Below are 17,357 nucleotides of genomic sequence, written 5' to 3'. Positions count from 1 at the left end.
CGGAGGTTCAGGGCAGGCCGATGAGGTCGGCCATCAGGGCGGTCTGGTGGTCGAAGTACTCGTCGCGGTGCGGGACGGTTCGGTTCAGCCGGCCGAACAGCTCGAAGCTGATCAGCCCGAATAGCTGGGTCCAGCCGGCCATCCCCCGGGCCAGCAGCGCCTCGGGCAGCCCGGGGAAGAACTCGGCGGCCAGCTCCGCGAGGTCGGCGCGGACCGGCTCGGGCAGGTGGTCGTCGGGCGGGCTGAGCCGGCCGTCGGCGAGACCGTCGCGCAGGATGCCGACCAGGGTCAGCGGGGGCCGCGCCGCTGGCGCGACCGTGTCGTCCGGGGCCGCGTACCCGGGGACGGGGCTGCCGTAGAGCAGCGCGTACTCGGCGGGGTGGGCCAGTGCCCACGCCCGGGCGGCCCGACAGGCGGCGTGCCAGCGCCCGCGCAGCTCGGCCCGGTCGACGGCGGCGTCGGCCGCCTCCACCGCGTCGCCGAGCGCGTCGTACGCCTCGAGGATGAGCGCGGTGAGCAGGTCGTCCCGGCTGGGGAAGTAGCGGTAGATCGCGGAGGAGACCATGCCCAGGTCGCGGGCGACCGCGCGTAGCGAGAGGTTCGCGCCGTCGGTGGCCAGGTGGCGGCGGGCCACCGCCTTGATCTCGTCGATCATTCCGGCGCGGACTCGGGCGCGGAGCGAGTGAGCGACCATGCCCCCACTCTGCCATGGATGAGTGCGCCGTTCAAAACCGAGAGCAGCGCTCTTGACGGTTGGGCGCGTGAGGGTTCATGCTGGTCGTGTCATTGCGAGAGCAGTGCTCTCGAACTGGATCCCTGATCGGGAGGACGACCCATGTCGCTGCACGTGATCGTCGGCGCCGGACCCGTCGGCACCGCCACCGCCCGCCTCCTCGCCGAGCGCGGCGAGCGGGTGCGGGTGGTGACCCGCCGGGGTACCGGCCCCGAGCACCCGGCGGTCGAGCGGATCGCCGCCGACGCCGCCGACCCGGCCCGGCTGACCGCACTGACCGAGGGCGCGATCGCGCTGTACAACTGCGCCAACCCGGCGTACCACCGGTGGCCGGTCGACTGGCCACCGCTGGCCGACGCCCTGCTCACCGCCGCGGAGCGGGCCGGCGCGGTGCTCGCCACCGTCGGCAACCTCTACGGATACGGCCCGGTCGACGCCCCGATGACCGAGGCGACCCCGCTGGCCGCGACCGGCACCAAGGGGCGGGTGCGGAACCGGATGTGGTCCGACGCGCTGGCCGCGCACCGGGACGGCCGGGTGCGGGTGACCGAGGTACGCGGCTCGGACTACCTCGGCGTCGGAGGCACCTCGTTGGCGATGATGGTGCTGCCCCGGGCGCTCGCCGGACGGCGGGTCTTCCTGCCGGTGGACTGGGACGCCCCGCACACCTGGACGTACATCCCGGACGTCGCCCGTACCCTGGTCGCCGCCGCGACCGACGAGCGGGCCTGGGGGCGGGCCTGGCACGTGCCGAGCGCGTCGGCCGCGCCGATGCGGGACCTGGCCGCCCGCGCGGCGGCCCTGGTCGGCGCGCCGGCGCCGAAGCTGACCCGGATGCCCTACCCGGTGCTCTGGCTCGGCGGCCTCGCCAACCCGATGGCCCGTGAGCTGCGGGAGACCGCCTACCAGTTCGACCGGCCGTTCGTGATGGACTCCTCGGCCGCCACCGCCACCCTCGGGATCGAGCCGACCCCGCTGGACCAGGCGATCAAGGAGACCGTGACCGGGCTGCGCGGCTGACGTCAGCGGCGCAGCGCCGGTCCGGACGCGGCGATGAGGACCGCGATCCGGGGCCGGCGCCGCGTCCCGGTCGCGATCACTCCTGCTCGGCCAGGGGCCGTCCGTCGAAGTCGACCGCCGAGTAGAGGGCGAGTTTCTCCAGCCGGTGGTACGAGTCGATCACCCGAATCGTGCCGCTCTTGGAGCGCATCACGATCGACTGGGTGTACGCCCCGCCGGCCCGGTAGCGCACGCCGCGCAGCAGGTCGCCGGAGGTGACCCCGGTGGCCACGAAGAAGCAGTTGTCGCCGGTGACCAGATCGTCGGTGAACAGCACCCGGTCCAGGTCGTGCCCGGCGGCGAGCGCCTTCTCCCGCTCCTCGGCATCCTTCGGCCAGAGCTTGGCCTGCATCATGCCGCCCATGCACTTGAGGGCGCAGGCGGCGGTGATGCCCTCCGGGGTGCCGCCGATGCCCATCAGCACGTCGACGTCCGACTCGCCCCGGGCCGCCGCGATGGCGCCGGCGATGTCACCGTCGGAGATGAACCGGATGCCCGCCCCGGTACGTCGGATCTGCTTCACCATCTCGTCGTGTCGGGGCCGGTCCAGCACGCAGACCGTCACGTCGGCGGCGTCGCTGCCCTTGACCTTGGCGATCCGGCGGATGTTCTCGGCCACCCCGGCGTTGATGTCCACCACGTCGGCGTACATCGGGCCGACGGCGAGCTTCTCCATGTAGAAGACGGCGCTCGGGTCGAACATCGCGCCGCGCTCGGCGACCGCGAGCACCGCGAGGGCGTTCGGCATGCCCTTGCTCATCAGCGTGGTGCCGTCGATCGGATCGACCGCCACGTCCACCTCGGGACCGGTCCCGTCACCGACCTCCTCGCCGTTGAAGAGCATCGGGGCGTTGTCCTTCTCGCCCTCGCCGATGACCACGACACCACGCATCGGGATCGAGTTGATCAGTTTGCGCATGGCATCGACGGCTGCTCCGTCGCCGCCCTCCTTGTCGCCCCGGCCGACCCAGCGGCCGGCGGCCATCGCCGCGGCCTCGGTGACCCGGACCAGATCGAGGGCGAGGTTGCGGTCGAGATTCTGTGGCGTCCGCGTCCTGGTGGTTGTCATGGCGGCTTCCTCCTCGCGACGTTGCGGGGTGGACCGGCGGATGCGGCCGTCGCCGCCGCCGGCTCTGTCGCTGATCCTCACACGATGACAGGTCCCGCACCGGGGCGGGGCGGAGGAGGCCAGGATCACGTCACCCGGAGGGCTGCGAGAATGGCTGGGTGGAACCCGTGCAGCCTGCCGACCGCGTACCGACCGACGCCACCCCGCCCGACGGCCAGCCGCCGTTCCGGCCGCCCGCCGGCAAGGAGAAGGCGCGCTCCGAGCGGTCGCCGAAGGACATGGCGCTCTCGCTGCTGGTGCTGCTGGTCCCGATCGCGCTGCTGCTCGCCTTCTACCGGGGCTTCCTCGGCGGCGAGGAGCCGACCACCGTCGACGCGGCGCCCGCCGTCGAGCAGGCCCGATCGGCGGGCGCCTTCCCGATCAGCCAGCCCATGGGGCTTGGCTCGGACTGGCGTACGGTCAGCGCCCGCTATCGGGCCGAGCAGGGCGGCGCGACGCTACGGATCGGCTACCTGACCCCGGAGGGGCGCGGGGCGCAGCTCGTGGAGAGTAACGTGCCCGCCGAAAAGCTGCTGCCGGCCGAGCTGCGTGACGGCCAGCCACAGGGCCCGGCCGACCTGCCCGGCGGGAGCTGGCAGCGGTACACCGCCCGCAGCAACGAGCAGGCTCTCGTTCTGCTGGAGCCGAATCGCACGGTGATCGTGATCGGCGACGCCCGGGACAACGAGCTGCGCGAACTCGCCACCGCCCTGCGCTGAGCCGCCCATAATCCGGTGTCCGCAGGGCCGGGGCCGGTCCGCTAGGCTGCCCCGGCCCGAACCGGTACGCGTGATGCGTCCGGAAAGCAACCGGAAAGAGAACGACGTGAACATTCGACGGTGGAGCGTCGGCGTCCTCGCCGCCGCCCTGTTCGTCCCCGGTCTGACCGCCTGCAAGACCGAGGCCGGTTCGCCGACCGCCGAGAGCAAGCCCGCCGCCTCGGAGAAGCCGGCGGACCCGAAGGAGGCGCTGGCCGCCTCCACCAAGGAGATCCAGAAGGGCAACTTCACCTTCGCGATCAAGGGCGGCGAGATCAACGGCGGCGGCACCGTGCACCTGCCCTCCAAGAGCGCCGAGATGAAGCTGGACATGGCTGACGCCGAGCTGTCGATGAAGATGCACCTGGTCTTCATCGACGACGACAGCTGGGTCAACCTGGAACTCGCCGGGGCGATGGCCGACTCCGTCCCCACCTTCAAGGCGATGAAGGGCAAGTACCAGCACCTGGATCGCAGCAAGATCAAGGGCACCAAGGAGCTGACCTTCGACTTCGCCGACGTCGACCCGGCGGGCGCCGACAAGATGATCAACGCGATCACCGACGTCAAGCAGACCGGCGAGGGCACGTACGCGGGCACGCTCGACGCCACCAAGGCGACCGACTCCGACCTGCTCGACGCCGACACGATCAAGGCCCTCGGCGACAAGGCCTCCGCCGTGCCGTTCACCGCGAAGGTCGACGCGCAGGGCCGGCTGACCGAGTTCGTCGTCGAGATGCCCGCCGCCGGCAGCGCCGAGGCGCAGACCATGACCGTCACGTACGCCGACTACGGCACCGCCGCCGCCGTCAAGGCGCCGCCGGCCGGCAAGGTCGTCGAGGCGTCCGACCAGGTCTACGAGATGTTCAAGGGCTGATTCGCCAGGTCCGGTCGGGGACGGCGTCCGCCGTCCCCGACCGGCGTCCGCGGCGCGAGTGGTCGCCCTGCGGACCGGACAGTGATTGCGGAACGCGACTTCAGGGAACAGAAGGGGGTACGAGCCCGCCGGGGCCGCCGCGCCGGCCGGAGAGGGCTCGTGCGCCGCAGGTCGGGTGAGGGCTGTGGCGCCACGCCTCCGGCGCCTCGTGGGCCGGACGACCCACCTGGAGTTCACGTGAAGATTCGACGGTTCAGCGCTGCGGCCTTCGCCGCGGCAATGGTCATCCCCGGCCTGGCGGCCTGCAACGACACCGGGACCGGCACGGCGGGAGCGTCCGCGTCCCCGGCCGCGTCCGGCAGCATCGCGCCGAGCGGTACGCCCGGCGCCGGCGACGCCAAGCAGGCCCTGCTCAACTCCACGAACGCGATCCGCGACGGGAACTTCCGGTTCACCATGTCCGGCGCGGGCTCCACGGCCGAGGGCCAGGTGCACGAGCCGAGCCAGAGCGCGGAGATGCGGATGACGATCGGCGACGCGTCGTCGGACCTGATGATGAAGCTTGACCTGATCCACTACAAGCCGGACAGCTGGGTGAAGCTGGAGCTGGGCGGCAAGGCCGCCGACACCGTCCCCGGGCTGCGGCAGCTCAACCTCGGCAGGTACCAGCACCTCGACCAGAGGAGGATCGAGGGCAACCGGGCGCTGGGCTTCGACTTCGACAAGCTCGACCCGGCCGGTAGCGCCGTGCTGACCCAGGGCGTGACCGAGGTTCGCCAGACCGGCGACGGCACCTACGCGGGCACGATCGACGTGTCGAAGGCGGCCGAGGCCGGCTCCCTCGACCCGGCGCTGATCACCGCGCTCGGGGCGCAGGCGAAGTCGGTGCCGTTCACCGCCAAGGTCGACGCACAGGGCCGGCTCAGCGAACTGGTGATGCAGGTCCCGGCCGCCGGCCAGGGCGCCGCGCAGGACGTCAGGATCACGTACTCGGACTACGGCAACGCCGTTGCCGCGCAGAAGCCCCCGGCCGACCAGGTCGTCGAGGCGCCCCCGGAGTTCTACAACCTGTTCAACTGAGCACCACGACGACGACGGGACGGCCGCCCCGGCCGTCCCGTCGCCCTGCGCGAACGGTCAGGCCTCGGCGCGTTGCCGGGCGGCGTCGATGCGGGCCCGGGCACCGTCCAGCCAGCGCTGGCAGATCTCGGCGAGCTGCTCGCCGCGCTCCCAGAGCGCCAGCGACTCCTCCAGTGAGGTGCCGCCGGCTTCCAGCCGCTCGACCACGGAGGCCAGTTCGGCGCGGGCCTGTTCGTAGCTGAGCCGCTCGTCCTTCTTCTCTTCACTCATCGCAACCATCCTCGTGCAGGGTCGTCAGCCGTCGACCGTCGCGGTCAGCTCGCCGTCGGCGAGGCGCACCCGCAGCGGGTCGCCCTTGGCGACCTCGGACGCGGCGCGGACCACGTGGCCGTCGGCGCGCTGGACGATCGCGTACCCCCGGTCGAGGGTCGCCGCGGGGGAGAGGGCGCGCAGCCGGGCCAGGGTGTGCCGCAGGTCGTCGGCGGCGGCGCCGAGCCGGTGGTCCAGGCAGCGGCCGGCCCGGTCGCGCAGTGCGGTGACCTCGGCGGCCCGCTGGTCGACCATCACCAGCGGGCGGGCCAGCACCGGCCGGGAGCGGAGCAGGTCGAGGCGGTGCTGCTCCCGGTCGACCAGGTTGCGGACCGCCCGCTCCAGCCGGGACCGGGCCTGGCCGATGAGGCGGATCTCATCGGTGAGGTCGGGGACGATCCGCTTCGCTGCGTCGGTCGGAGTCGACGCCCGGATGTCGGCCACGTAGTCCAGCAGCGGCGCGTCCGTCTCGTGGCCGATCGCGCTGACCACCGGCGTACGGCAGGCGAAGACCGCCCGGCAGAGCGCCTCGTCCGAGAAGGGGAGCAGGTCCTCGATGCTGCCGCCGCCCCGGGCGATGACGATCACGTCGACGGTGGGGTCGGCGTCGAGCACCTTCAGCGCGTCGACGATCTGCGGCACCGCGCTCGGACCCTGCACCGCGACGTTGACCGTGCGGAACTCCACCGCCGGCCAGCGTCGCTGCGCGTTGGTCAGCACGTCCCGCTCGGCGGCCGAGGCGCGGCCGGTGATCAGCCCGATCCGCCGGGGAAGGAACGGCGGCCGGCGCTTGCGGGCCCGGTCGAAGAGCCCCTCGGCGGCGAGCAGCTTCTTGAGCTTCTCCAGCCGGGCCAGCAGCTCGCCGAGCCCGACCTGGCGGATCTCGTCGGCGCGCAGGCTGAGGGTGCCCCGGGCGGCGTAGAACTCCGGCCTGGCGTGCAGCACCACCCGGGCACCTTCGCGCAGCTCCGGCGCACCCGCGTCGAGCACGTCCCGGTTGGTGGTGACGGTCAGGCTGAGGTCCGCAGACGGGTCACGCAGGGTGAGGAAGACCGTGGTCGCGCCGGGCCGGCGGCTGATCTGCGCGACCTGCCCGTCCACCCAGACCCAGCCCAGCCGCGCGATCCAGGCGCTGATCTTCTGGCTGACCACCCGGACCGGCCACGGCTCCTCCGACGTGCTGCGCCCCGGCTCCGCGCCGCCCTGTCCCCCCTCGCTCACCCGCCCACCCTACGGCCCACCCCTGACGATCAAGAGGTTCGCGTCCGCCGACGGGCGTTTCCGGACGCGACCCTTTGATCGACTCGATCGGGCGAAGGCGACGATGGGGAGCAGGGCGGGCTCGACGGGACGGGCGGTGAGGCGTCCTTTCGTACCCGAAAAGGGGGTCTGCCGGTGGCCGCGCGCGCTGCGGGCCCGCCCGTTCTGCCAGCCGGTGCCGCGGCCGTGGTGCGGGTCGCAGCCGCTGCCGGGGGAATGCCGGGCACGTACGATGGTCGGGTGACTGAGGCTGAGACGACTCACCGGACCGGCAAGCGCGTGCTCCTGGCCAAGCCCCGCGGCTACTGCGCGGGCGTGGACCGGGCGGTGCAGACCGTCGAGGAGGCGTTGAAGCTCTACGGCGCCCCGATCTACGTCCGCAAGCAGATCGTGCACAACAAGCACGTGGTGCGGACGCTGGAGGCCCAGGGCGCGATCTTCGTGGAGGAGAACGAGGAGGTGCCGGAGGGCGCCACCGTCATCTTCTCCGCGCACGGCGTCGCCCCCGAGGTCTACGAGCAGGCGAAGGCGCGCTCGCTCCGGGCGATCGACGCGACCTGCCCGCTGGTCACCAAGGTGCACCAGGAGGCCCGGCGGTTCGCGGCCGAGGACTACGACATCCTGCTGATCGGCCACGAGGGGCACGAGGAGGTCATCGGCACCGCCGGTGAGGCCCCCGCGCACATCCAGCTCGTGGACGGCCCGGACGGCGTCGACAAGGTCACCGTGCGTGACCCGAACAAGGTCGTCTGGCTCTCCCAGACCACCCTCTCGGTCGACGAGACCCTGGAGACCGTGGCCCGGCTCAAGCAGAAGCTGCCGCTGCTCCAGTCGCCGCCCAGCGACGACATCTGCTATGCCACCTCCAACCGGCAGCACGTGGTGAAGGAGATCGCGCCGGACTGCGACGTGGTGATCGTGGTCGGCTCGCGCAACTCGTCCAACTCGGTACGCCTGGTCGAGGTGGCCCTGGACGCCGGCGCCCGCGCCGGGCACCTGGTCGACTTCGCCCACGAGATCGATGACGCCTGGCTGGCCGACGCGTCCACGGTCGGCGTCACCTCGGGCGCCAGCGTGCCGGACGAGCTGGTCCAGGAGGTGCTCGCGCACCTCGCCGAGCGGGGCTTCACCGATGTCGAAGAGATCACCACCGCCAACGAGCGGCTGACCTTCTCCCTGCCGCAGGAGCTCAAGCGGGACCTGAAGGCCGCCGCGGCGGCCCGCGCCTGATGCCCCGGAACGGATCTTCGGCCCCGCACGTCCAACGGTCCATGAAGACTCCTCGGGCGGTGCTCGTCGCTCTGGTCGCCGGCCTGGTGCTCAGCGCCTGTGCCGACTCCGGCGCCGCGCCCGCCAGCCCCGAATCGACGGGAGCCGCCCCGGTGACCAGCCAGCCCAGCCCCGACCCCTCCCTCACTCCGACCGATCCGGTGTCCCCCACGAAGGGCGGGCCGTCCGGCGCCGGCACCACCACGCTCACCGGCACCGTGCAGGCCGGGGTGGAGCCGAACTGCCTGCTGCTCGACGGCAACCTGCTGGTCGGCGGCCCGCGTGACGTGCTGAAGCCCGGCGCCCGGGTGGCCGTCACCGGCCATTCCCAGCCGGACCTGATGACCACCTGTCAGCAGGGCACCCCCTTCGTCGTCGACACGGCCAAACCCGCCTGACCCCGTCCCCTGGGTCCCCCTCCCGCCCGACCTCGTCGACGGGCGGAACCGGGGCCGGGTGGAAAAGGGGGAGCCCCGCCCCCGGGCGGGGGCGGGGCTCCTGGGTTCAGCGAGCGGTCAGTTGACCGTGCCGATGTTCACCGAGCCGCGGCCGACGACCGCGCCCTCGGTGGTGGTGACGGCCAGGTCACCGTAGAGCTGCCGGCCAGCGACCGGGGCGGCCAGAGCGGTCACCGTGCCGGTCAGGGTCGCGGTGGCGCCGTTGGCCAGCGTCAGCGAGGTGGCCGGGGCAGAGACCGTGCCCAGCGACGTGGACGCGAAGGCGTCCCGGTAGTCGTAGGCGGTGCTGCCGCCGGCACCGTCCACCGCGTACCCGTCCACGACCACCCGGTACGTGCCGGCCGTCGGGTTCGTGATGGTGACCGCCTCTTCCGAGCTACCGCCGGCCGAACGGCCGACCTGGGTGGCGCCCCGGAAGACGTACAGGTCGAGGTCGGCGCCCTGGTTGGCCGGGTTGCCGATCCGGACGGTGAAGGACTTGGCCCCCGCCGGCACCTCGACGGTGTACTCCTGAGAGGTGCCCTCGGTGATGGTCGGCCGGTCGGCGTGCACGCTGGACAGCGGGCCGCCGACGCCGGTCACCTCGACCGGGCCGAAGGTGTTGGTCAGGCCCCAGCTCACGTCGGTCGGGGTGCCGGCGGTGACCGCAGGCAGCTCGACGACGGCCGGCGCGACCTTGACGCCCTGCACCCGCGCCTGGAGCTGGAACGGGTTGTCCAGGGTCGGCGAGGTACGCCGGGCCTCCACCTCGATCTCCCAGACACCCGGGACCGGGTTCTGGTAGTCCCGCTCCTCCGGCTTGCAGGCAGCGGCGTCGGAGAAGTTGGTGTAGCAGGCGGTGCTCGCGGTGCTCTCGACCGGCACGCCGTACGGGTTGATGGCGATGAACCGGGTCTGCGAGCCGGTGGCGATGCCGGAAAGGTTCACCTGCAGCGCGCCCGCGCCCTCCGGCACGGTCACAAGGTACGAGGTGGAGCTGTTGCGCTCCACCGAGCCCTTGGCGGAGAACGAGTATGCCGGGGCGTTGACGGTGTTCGAGGCGACCACCAGGGCGGAGACCTCGAAGTCGACCACCGAGGTGTCCGGGTCGTCGACGGTCATGATGGCGCCGTGCGCGCCGACGGTCTTCGGCTTGGCCTTCACCTCGACCGTGACGGTCTTGTTCAGCGGCAGCCACACGACCCCAGGGGCGCTGAAGGTGCCGTCGTTGCCCAGGAATTCGATCTTGTGCTTGACGCTCTTGTCCGGGCCGCTGGTGCGGGTCAGCTTGACCTCGTAGGAGCGGCTCTCCTGCACCTTCTGTCCACCGCGGTCGGCGGCGCAGCGGTTGTGGATGCCGGTGCCCACGTTCGGGTTCGGCTCGAAGCCGCCGGTGGCCGGGTTGTACCTGGTCAGGCTCTTCGACAGCTCGGTGCAGACCGGCGCCTCGGCGGTGTAGGTCGCGGTCTGCACGCCCTTGGCCAGCAGCTTCCACGCGCCCGGCACGTTGAACATGCCGTAGCCCTGGCCGTACGTCGGGACGTCCTCGATCGGCTTGGCGGAGGTGTAGATGGCCCGGCGCAGCGCGGCCGGGGTGACCGCCTGGCCGGTGGCCTTGGCCGCGGAGAGCAGCAGTGCGGCGGCGCCGGTGGCCTGCGGGGAGGCCATCGAGGTGCCGTTGAGCATCTGGTAGCCCGGCGGCAGCGGGTAGCCGGCCTCGGGGACCGGTACGCCAGCCTGCCAGGTCGGCGCGGTGGAGATGGCCGAGCCCGGAGCGGTGATGTTCGGCTTGAAGCCGCCGTCCTCCCGCGGGCCGCGCGAGGAGAAGTTGAACAGGGCGTTCTTCTTGCGGACCACCGAACCGTAGTTGGCCAGCCAGGTGTCCTTGCTGATGTTGGCGGCGACGCTGACCACGCTGCTGGCGACCGAGGGGTCGCCGACGGTGTTCAGACCCGGGCCGGAGTTGCCGGCCGAGATGAACATCTGCACACCGTAGGTGTCGATCAGGGTGTTGTAGAGCACGCCGCGGGCGTTGTTGCCGTCGTTCAGCGCCGGCAGGCCGCCGATCGACATGTTGATCACGTCGACCTTGCGGTTGACCACCAGGTCGACCATGCCGGTGGTGAGCGCCGCGTAGGTGCAGCCACCGCCCCAGGAGCAGGCCCGAGCGGAGACCAGCTTGGCACCGGGGGCCGCGCCGTTGAACGCGCTGTTGCCCAGCATGCCGTTGGCGGCGGTGATGCCGGCGACGTGGGTGCCGTGGGTGCTCTCGATGATGCCGATGTTGACGTAGTCGACCAGGCCGGGGCCGCCGGCCGGAGTGGTGTCGACGTCCTCGCGGTACTCCACGACGAACGGCATCTGCTCGCGTACCGGCGTGGCCGGCTTGTCCGTGCCGAAGTGACCGACCTGGAACTTCTCGTTGTACGGCCGCATCACCTCGTCGTCGGTGAAGTCCAGGTTCTGGTTGACGTCCACCCGGATGTCGTGGGTCACCGGGTCGTAGAGGACGCCCCAGACGTCGGTGGTGTCGCCGTCGCGGTTGACGTCACCGGCCGGGTCGCTGCCGATGGTGGTGGACTCGCGGAAGGTGTTGAACTTGTACGTGCCGGCCGGCGCGGTCCAGGTGCCGAGGGAGTTGGTGAACTTCGGGCCGGTCACGTCGGTGATCATCGGCCGCCAGGTCGCGTCCTCGAGCGGGTCCGTGGCCGTGATCCAGTCGACGATCTTGCGCTCGCCGGTGGTGGTCTTCTGCAGCGCCGGCTGGTCCAGGTCGACGCCGGAGTCCATGATGCCGATGGTGACGCCGCGGCCGTCCCAGGTCGGGTGCGCGGCCTTGAAGGCCTCCGCGCCGGTCTCGCTGGTCGGCATGTACGGGTTGACCGCGCCCGTGTCCGCACCCGGGCCGGCCAGGGTCTCGCCCTGCTTGGCGGTCTTCACGCCGGCCGGGGCGGCCTCGGGCGTCGGGTCGGGGAGCTTGATGGCCTCGTCGAGGTCGACGGCGGAGACACCCGGCAGCGTGGCGGCCTTGAGGACCTTCGAGGTGGGGACCTTGGCCAGCACGTAGCCGACCTCGTCGTAGCGCTCGCTGACCGCGGCGCCGAGGCCCTTGAGGCCGTCCGCGACCTTCTTGGCCGAGCCCTTCTCGGCGGCGATGATCAGGGTGACGGTGGGGGCGTGCTTCGCCTCCGCCTCGCCGAGCAGCTTGGCGTCGTGCTCTCCGAGCGTCCCGACGGCGGTCGGCTGGTCGGCGTCGGGAGCGGTGGCGGGGGCTGCGCTCGCGATCGCGGCGCTACCCCCCACGGTCATGGCACCAGCGGCCACGACCGACGCGAAGAGCGCGGCGGAGGTACGCCGGCTCCGATTGCGGGGTTGATTCACGTTCTCTTCCTCCAGAGAACAAGGGCCCGTAAGAAACAGGGCACGCGTGACGGTGATCCTTGGGGGCAGCCGGTGTCGATGTCACGATCCCGGGGCAGGTTGTGACCGGTCCGTGATTTGGACCGGCAGCCACTGCCGGGCGGCGCGGGTCAACCGTCGATTTTTGCCGACCGCTCGGCCGGTGTGGACACGCCCTCCACCAGCTCCGGCGCCTGGGGCTGGCGGGGGGCCGCCTCGACCTGTGCCGGCGCGGCCAGCTTCTGGTCGGAGACACCCAACTCGGCCAGCTTGCGGGCGCTGACCAGCACCCGCGCCTCCAGCGACCCCACCGCCCGGTTGTAGGCCGTGACCGCCCCGCCGAGCGACGCGCCCAGCTTGCCGACGTGGTCGCCCAGGGTGGACAGTCGTCCGTACAGCTCGCGGGCCAGCGCGTGCACGGTGGCTGCGTTGCGGGCCAGCGCCTCCTGCCGCCACGAGTACGCCACCGTGCGCAGCAGCGCCACCAGGGTCGCCGGGGTGGCCAGCACCACGTTGCGGGCGAAGGCGTGCTCCAGCAGCGTCGGGTCGCGCTGCAGCGCCACGTCGAGGAACGGGTCGGCCGGCACGAAGAGCACCACGAACTCCGGCGACGGGTCGAACGCGGCCCAGTAGGACTTGGCGGCCAGCGCGTCCACGTGCGCCCGCAGGTGCCGCGCGTGGGCGTCGAGGTGGGTGTCCCGCCCCCGCTCGTCGCGGGCCTCCATCGCGGTCAGGTACGCGTCGAAGGGCGCCTTGGCGTCGACCACCACCGTCCGGCCGCCGTGCAGGCGGACCACCAGGTCGGGGCGTACCACCTGGTGATCGGTGGCGGCGGTGACCTGCTCGTTGAAGTCGCAGTGCTCCAGCAGGCCGGCCGCCTCGACGATGCGGCGGAGCTGGTGTTCGCCCCAGCGACCGCGGACCTGCGGGGCGCGCAGCGCCGCGACGAGCTGCTTGGTCTCGGTGCGCAGCTCCCCGGAGACCGTGCTCATCGCCCGCACCTGCTCGCGCAGTTCGGCGTACGCGTCGACCCGGTCGCGTTCCAGCTCGCCGACGCGCTGCTCGTAGCGCCGGAGGGTGTCGTGCAGCGGAGCCACCGCCCGCGCGACGGCCTCCTGGGACTGGGCGGTCGCCTCGTAGCTGAGCGCCCGCATCGACTGCTCCAGCCGCCCCTCGCCCTCCCGGGTGGCGGCGAGGGTCGCCTCCAGCCGGGCGATCTGGGTGGCCGCGCGCGACCGGGCGGCCAGCCAGCCCACCGCGCCGCCCACGGCGAGACAGATGATCACCACGGCCAGCGTCGCGAAGCTCATCACCCTCCGAAGCTTGCCAAACGGATGCGACGTGACCCCCGTGGGTACCGTCGAGTCATGAAAGTTGCGCTGTGCTTCGTCCTGGTGCTGATGCTCGGAGGTGCGTTCGTGTTCTGGCGATGGGGTAGCAGGTCCCGGCGGGCCACCGAGCTGGCCGACGCCCGCGCTGAGGCGCAGCGCTGGTACGAGCGGCTCGGCGGGCAGCTGATGAACCTGCACGGAGACGCCCCGGCGGTACGCCAGGCGCTGGCCGACGCGGGCGAGCGGTACAACGCAGCCGGCTCCCAGCTGGAGCAGGCGCGAACCGCGCACCAGTTCGGGCTGGCCCGGGAGACCGCGTTGGAGGGGCTGGCGTACATCCGGGCGGCGCGGGCCGCGATGGGCATCGACCCGGGGCCGGAGCTGCCGCCGCTGGCCGCGGCCCGGGGCGCCGGGATGCTCACCAGGGAGCGCGAGGTCAACGTGCAGGGGCAGACCTACCGGGCCGGCCCGCAGCCGGGCAACCGCACGCCGTACTACTACCCCGGCGGCAACTGGCAGGGGCGGCCGGTGCCGGCCGGCTGGTACTCGACCCCGTGGTGGAAGACCGCCCTCGGCGCCGGCGCCGGCGTGATCGGCGGCATGCTCATCGCCGACGCACTCTTCTCGCCCGCCTTCGCCGACCCCGGCCACGGCTACGAGGCCGGCTACCAGGAGGGCTTCCAGGACGGGTTCGGCGACGGCCAGGACTACGGCGACCAGGGCGGTAACGACGTCGGTGGCGACCAGTTCACCGGCTACCAGGGCGACTACCCCGGTGCCGGTGGTGGGGACTTCGGCGGCGGCGACTTCGGTGGGGGCGACTTCGGCGGGGACTTCGGCGGCGGCGACTGGTGACTCTCGCGCCGGCGGCGGGCCGAGCGGTGATCCGCCCGGGCCCGCCCGGCCCGGCTCAGCCGGTGTTGCGCATGCCGGCGGCGATGCCGTTGACCGTGGTCAGCAGCGCCCGCTCCAGCGCCGTGCCGTCGTTGGGCGCCCGGCGGCCGCCCGGCGCGGTCGCCACCGCACGGCCGGCGGCGCCGGTGTCGCGGTACTGGCGCAGCAGCGCCACCTGGAGGTGGTGCAGCGGCTCCAGGTAGGTGTCCCGCACGGCGAGGGTGCGCTGGAGGACGGGCGAGTTCTCCAGCAGGGCCGGTGAGGCCGTGACGGCCAGCACCTCCTGCTTGGTCAGCTCGTACTCCTGCCGGATCTTGTCGAAGATCGGGTGCAGCTTCTTCGGGACCAGCGTCTCCACGTACCGGTGGGCGATGTTCAGGTCGGTCTTGGTCAGCATCATCTCGACGTTCGACAGGAACGTGCGGAAGAAGTGCCAGTTGCGGTGCATCTCGGCGAGCACGTCCTGCCGCCCGGCGGCCCGTGCGGCGGCCAGCCCGGAGCCGACGCCGAACCAGCCCGGCACGATCTGCCGGGTCTGCGTCCAGCCGAACACCCACGGGATGGCCCGCAGCCCGGCCAGCCCGGCGCCGGTGTTCGGCCGCTTCGCCGGCCGGGAGCCGATGTTCAGCGCGCCCAGCAGTTCGGTCGGCGTGGAGGCCCAGAAGTATGCCGCCAGGTCCGGGTCCTCGACGAGCGACCGGTACGACCGGAACGCCGCCTCGGAGACCACGTCCATGGTGGCGTCCCAGCGTTCCAGCATCTCGGCCGGCTGCCGGGGCGCGGTGTGCAGCAGGGTCGCCTGGAGCACCGCCGCGACGGTCAGTTCCAGGTTCTCCCGGGCCAGCGCGGGCAGCGTGTACTTGTCGGAGATGACCTCACCCTGCTCGGTCACCTTGATCGCGCCGTCCAGCGTGCCGTACGGCTGGGCCAGGATCGCCTCGTGGGTCGGGCCGCCGCCCCGGCCGACCGTGCCACCCCGGCCGTGGAACAGCCGCAGGTGCACGCCGTGCCGGGCCGCCACGTCGCGCAGCGCGCGCTGGGCCCGGTGGATCGACCACTGGCTGGTGGTGATGCCGGCCTCCTTGTTGGAGTCGGAGTAGCCCAGCATCACCTCCTGTACGTCACCCCGGGCCGCGACGAGCGTCCGGTACGCGGGCAGCGACAGCAGCTCGTCCAGCAGCTCGCCGCCGGCGTTCAGCTCGGCCGGGGTCTCCAGCAGCGGCACGAAGCCGATCCGGGCGCGGCCGCTGTGCACGTCGATCAGGCCGGCCTCCCGGGCCAGCACCACCGCGGCGAGCACGTCGTCCACGCCGAGGGTCATCGAGATGATGTAGGACTCGATCACCTCGGCGCCGAACCGGTCCTGCGCCTCCCGGATCGCCGCGAACACGTCGAACGTCTTCTGCGCGTTCTCGGTGAGCGGGCTGTCCAGGGTGGAGAGCGGCCGGCGGCCGGCCAACTCGTCGGCGAGCAGCTTGGTGCGCTCCAGCCGGGACAGCGACGGGTAGTCGGACACCTCGCCGACCGCCGCGTACAGCTGGGCGAGGACCGCGTGGTGTGCCTCGGCGTGCTCGCGTACGTCCATGGTCGCCAGGTGCAGCCCGAACGCGGAAACCGTACGGATCGTCGAGGCGAGCCGGCCCACGGCGGTGAGCTGCCCGGAGTTGCGGGCCAGCGAGGCGCGCAGCAGCTCCAGGTCGGCGATCAGCTCGGCCGAACCCCGGTAGTCCCGCCCCGGCACGTGCATGGTGCCGGTACGCAGCCGCTCCCGGGTGTTGGCCAGCTTCGCCTTCACGCATCGCGCCTTGAGTCGGTACGGCTCCTCGGCGTTCACCCGGCGGAACCGGGGCGCCACCTCGGGCAGCGCGTCCAGGTCGGTGGCGAGGCTGGCGGAGAGGTCCAGCGAGACAGCGCGTAGCCGGCGGGAGACGGAGACCTCGCTGATCAGCTCGTCCATCGCCTTCTCGGTGGCCTCGATGCCGTGCTCGTGCTGGATCCGCAGCACCTCGCGGGTGACCGCGGGGGTGACGAAGGGGTTGCCGTCCCGGTCACCGCCGATCCAGGTGCCGAAGGTCAGCGGGCGGGCGGTCGGCGAGGTCTCCACGCCCAGGGTGCGCAGCGTGTCGGCGAGGTCGTCGAGGACCTGCGGGGCGGCCTCCGCGTAGAGGTCGCGCAGGTAGTAGATGGCGTTGCGGGCCTCGTCGGTCGGGTCGGGCCGGTCCAGCCGCAGCTCGTCGGTCTGCCACATCAGGTCCAGCAGCTCGGCCAGGCGCCGGTTGGCCGGCCCCTCGTCGCTGGCGCCGTAGAGGATCGCGTTGGCGGTCTCGGCGTCCAGCTCGTCGGCGACGGCGCGCAGCTTGGACAGGATCGAGCGGCGGGCCGCCTCGGTGGGGTGGGCGGTGAAGACCGGGCGGACCGCGAGCCGGCGGGCCGCGGCAGCGATCTCCTCGGCCGCCACCCCGCGTTCGGCGATCATCCGGGCCGCCTGGTCCAACCAGCCGCCGTGGATGGCCCGGCGTCGACGAAGGTCGCGGGCCCGGTGCACCTGCTCGGTGATGTTGGCCAGGTGGAAGTAGGTGGAGAAGGCCCGGGCCAACTTGGTGCCGGTGGTGACGTCGAGTCCGGCGAGGCGCTGGGCCGCGGCGGGGGCGTCGGAGCGGACCTGGGCGCGGATCTCCTCGACCAGGTCGAGCAGCGGGCGGCCCTCCTGCCGGGCGAGGGTCTGCCCGAGCAGCCTCCCGAGGCGGCGGATGTCGGCCCGCAGCGCAGCGTCCGGGCCGTCGTGGTCATGCTGGTCGGTCACGGTGCGCTCCTTACGAGAGTACGAAGGACAGCGCTGTCCG

14 protein-coding genes are annotated in these 17,357 nt (G+C 72.4%); 7 read left to right on the top strand and 7 right to left on the bottom strand.

The annotated features are described in order from the left end of the window. Positions 1 to 7: 7 nt before the first annotated feature. Complete coding sequence (locus ACNAVT_RS01820; RefSeq protein ID WP_416292166.1) at positions 8 to 694, bottom strand: TetR/AcrR family transcriptional regulator; 687 nt, start codon at positions 692 to 694, stop codon at positions 8 to 10. 141 nt (positions 695 to 835) lie between these two features. On the opposite strand from ACNAVT_RS01820, the gene ACNAVT_RS01815 reads away from it, so the two are divergent. Beyond that, positions 836 to 1,753: an NAD-dependent epimerase/dehydratase family protein gene (locus ACNAVT_RS01815; RefSeq protein WP_416292164.1), complete on the top strand. Its 918-nt coding sequence runs from the start codon at positions 836 to 838 to the stop codon at positions 1,751 to 1,753. A gap of 76 nt (positions 1,754 to 1,829) precedes the next feature. Here the strand turns inward: ACNAVT_RS01815 and glpX are convergent, their stop codons facing one another. After that, positions 1,830 to 2,861 (bottom strand): class II fructose-bisphosphatase, encoded by a 1,032-nt coding sequence (gene glpX / locus ACNAVT_RS01810; protein ID WP_416292162.1) that lies wholly within the window; start codon positions 2,859 to 2,861, stop codon positions 1,830 to 1,832. Between the two features lie 158 nt (positions 2,862 to 3,019). On the opposite strand from glpX, the gene ACNAVT_RS01805 reads away from it, so the two are divergent. The 3 genes from ACNAVT_RS01805 (at position 3,020) to ACNAVT_RS01795 (ending at position 5,615) form a co-directional block, all read left to right on the top strand. Continuing rightward, complete coding sequence (locus tag ACNAVT_RS01805; RefSeq protein WP_416292160.1) at positions 3,020 to 3,619, top strand: DUF4245 domain-containing protein; 600 nt, start codon at positions 3,020 to 3,022, stop codon at positions 3,617 to 3,619. Positions 3,620 to 3,725: 106 nt separating this feature from the next. Continuing rightward, positions 3,726 to 4,535 carry a hypothetical protein gene (locus ACNAVT_RS01800; RefSeq protein ID WP_416292158.1) on the top strand — a complete coding sequence of 270 codons (810 nt, stop codon included), beginning with the start codon at positions 3,726 to 3,728 and terminating at the stop codon, positions 4,533 to 4,535. Between the two features lie 237 nt (positions 4,536 to 4,772). Continuing rightward, positions 4,773 to 5,615: a hypothetical protein gene (locus ACNAVT_RS01795; RefSeq protein ID WP_416292156.1), complete on the top strand. Its 843-nt coding sequence runs from the start codon at positions 4,773 to 4,775 to the stop codon at positions 5,613 to 5,615. A gap of 57 nt (positions 5,616 to 5,672) precedes the next feature. Here the strand turns inward: ACNAVT_RS01795 and ACNAVT_RS01790 are convergent, their stop codons facing one another. Both ACNAVT_RS01790 and xseA read right to left on the bottom strand, forming a co-directional pair. After that, positions 5,673 to 5,885, bottom strand: coding sequence for an exodeoxyribonuclease VII small subunit (locus tag ACNAVT_RS01790; RefSeq protein ID WP_416292154.1), 213 nt, complete (start codon positions 5,883 to 5,885; stop codon positions 5,673 to 5,675). A 24-nt stretch (positions 5,886 to 5,909) separates the two neighbouring features. Further along, positions 5,910 to 7,076, bottom strand: a complete 1,167-nt coding sequence (xseA, locus tag ACNAVT_RS01785; RefSeq protein WP_416292823.1) for an exodeoxyribonuclease VII large subunit — start codon at positions 7,074 to 7,076, stop codon at positions 5,910 to 5,912. A gap of 348 nt (positions 7,077 to 7,424) precedes the next feature. On the opposite strand from xseA, the gene ACNAVT_RS01780 reads away from it, so the two are divergent. Next, the gene (locus ACNAVT_RS01780) at positions 7,425 to 8,414 is read left to right on the top strand and encodes a 4-hydroxy-3-methylbut-2-enyl diphosphate reductase (protein ID WP_416292152.1); all 990 of its coding nucleotides are present in this window, start codon (positions 7,425 to 7,427) and stop codon (positions 8,412 to 8,414) included. Between the two features lie 41 nt (positions 8,415 to 8,455). Next, on the top strand, positions 8,456 to 8,851 hold the full coding sequence (locus ACNAVT_RS01775) for a hypothetical protein (protein ID WP_416292150.1): 396 nt from the start codon (positions 8,456 to 8,458) through the stop codon (positions 8,849 to 8,851). Positions 8,852 to 8,968: 117 nt separating this feature from the next. Here ACNAVT_RS01775 and ACNAVT_RS01770 read toward each other — a convergent pair whose 3' ends face one another. Continuing rightward, the gene (locus ACNAVT_RS01770) at positions 8,969 to 12,271 is read right to left on the bottom strand and encodes a S8 family serine peptidase (RefSeq protein WP_416292148.1); all 3,303 of its coding nucleotides are present in this window, start codon (positions 12,269 to 12,271) and stop codon (positions 8,969 to 8,971) included. Positions 12,272 to 12,420: 149 nt separating this feature from the next. Continuing rightward, positions 12,421 to 13,599, bottom strand: a complete 1,179-nt coding sequence (locus tag ACNAVT_RS01765; RefSeq protein WP_416292146.1) for a DNA recombination protein RmuC — start codon at positions 13,597 to 13,599, stop codon at positions 12,421 to 12,423. A 57-nt stretch (positions 13,600 to 13,656) separates the two neighbouring features. Here ACNAVT_RS01765 and ACNAVT_RS01760 point away from each other — a divergent pair, with 57 nt between their 5' ends. After that, the gene (locus ACNAVT_RS01760; RefSeq protein ID WP_416292144.1) at positions 13,657 to 14,475 is read left to right on the top strand and encodes a hypothetical protein; all 819 of its coding nucleotides are present in this window, start codon (positions 13,657 to 13,659) and stop codon (positions 14,473 to 14,475) included. 55 nt (positions 14,476 to 14,530) lie between these two features. Here the strand turns inward: ACNAVT_RS01760 and ppc are convergent, their stop codons facing one another. Beyond that, positions 14,531 to 17,317: a phosphoenolpyruvate carboxylase gene (ppc, locus tag ACNAVT_RS01755; RefSeq protein ID WP_416292142.1), complete on the bottom strand. Its 2,787-nt coding sequence runs from the start codon at positions 17,315 to 17,317 to the stop codon at positions 14,531 to 14,533. Between the last annotated feature and the right edge of the window lie 40 nt (positions 17,318 to 17,357).

It is taken from the genome of Micromonospora sp. SL4-19 (genome assembly GCF_047921475.1).
Lineage (GTDB): Bacteria > Actinomycetota > Actinomycetes > Mycobacteriales > Micromonosporaceae > Micromonospora.
This window is presented reverse-complemented; position numbering and strand designations above follow the sequence as displayed.

Bases quoted from the DNA above. Each gene is read 5' to 3' on its own strand.
- ACNAVT_RS01820 (WP_416292166.1), bottom strand. From the start codon at position 694: ATGGTCGCTCACTCGCTCCGCGCCCGAGTCCGCGCCGGAATGATCGAC.
- glpX (WP_416292162.1), bottom strand. From the start codon at position 2,861: ATGACAACCACCAGGACGCGGACGCCACAGAATCTCGACCGCAACCTC.
- ACNAVT_RS01790 (WP_416292154.1), bottom strand. From the start codon at position 5,885: ATGAGTGAAGAGAAGAAGGACGAGCGGCTCAGCTACGAACAGGCCCGC.
- ACNAVT_RS01760 (WP_416292144.1), top strand. From the start codon at position 13,657: ATGAAAGTTGCGCTGTGCTTCGTCCTGGTGCTGATGCTCGGAGGTGCG.
- ACNAVT_RS01775 (WP_416292150.1), top strand. From the start codon at position 8,456: ATGAAGACTCCTCGGGCGGTGCTCGTCGCTCTGGTCGCCGGCCTGGTG.
- ACNAVT_RS01765 (WP_416292146.1), bottom strand. From the start codon at position 13,599: ATGAGCTTCGCGACGCTGGCCGTGGTGATCATCTGTCTCGCCGTGGGC.
- ACNAVT_RS01815 (WP_416292164.1), top strand. From the start codon at position 836: ATGTCGCTGCACGTGATCGTCGGCGCCGGACCCGTCGGCACCGCCACC.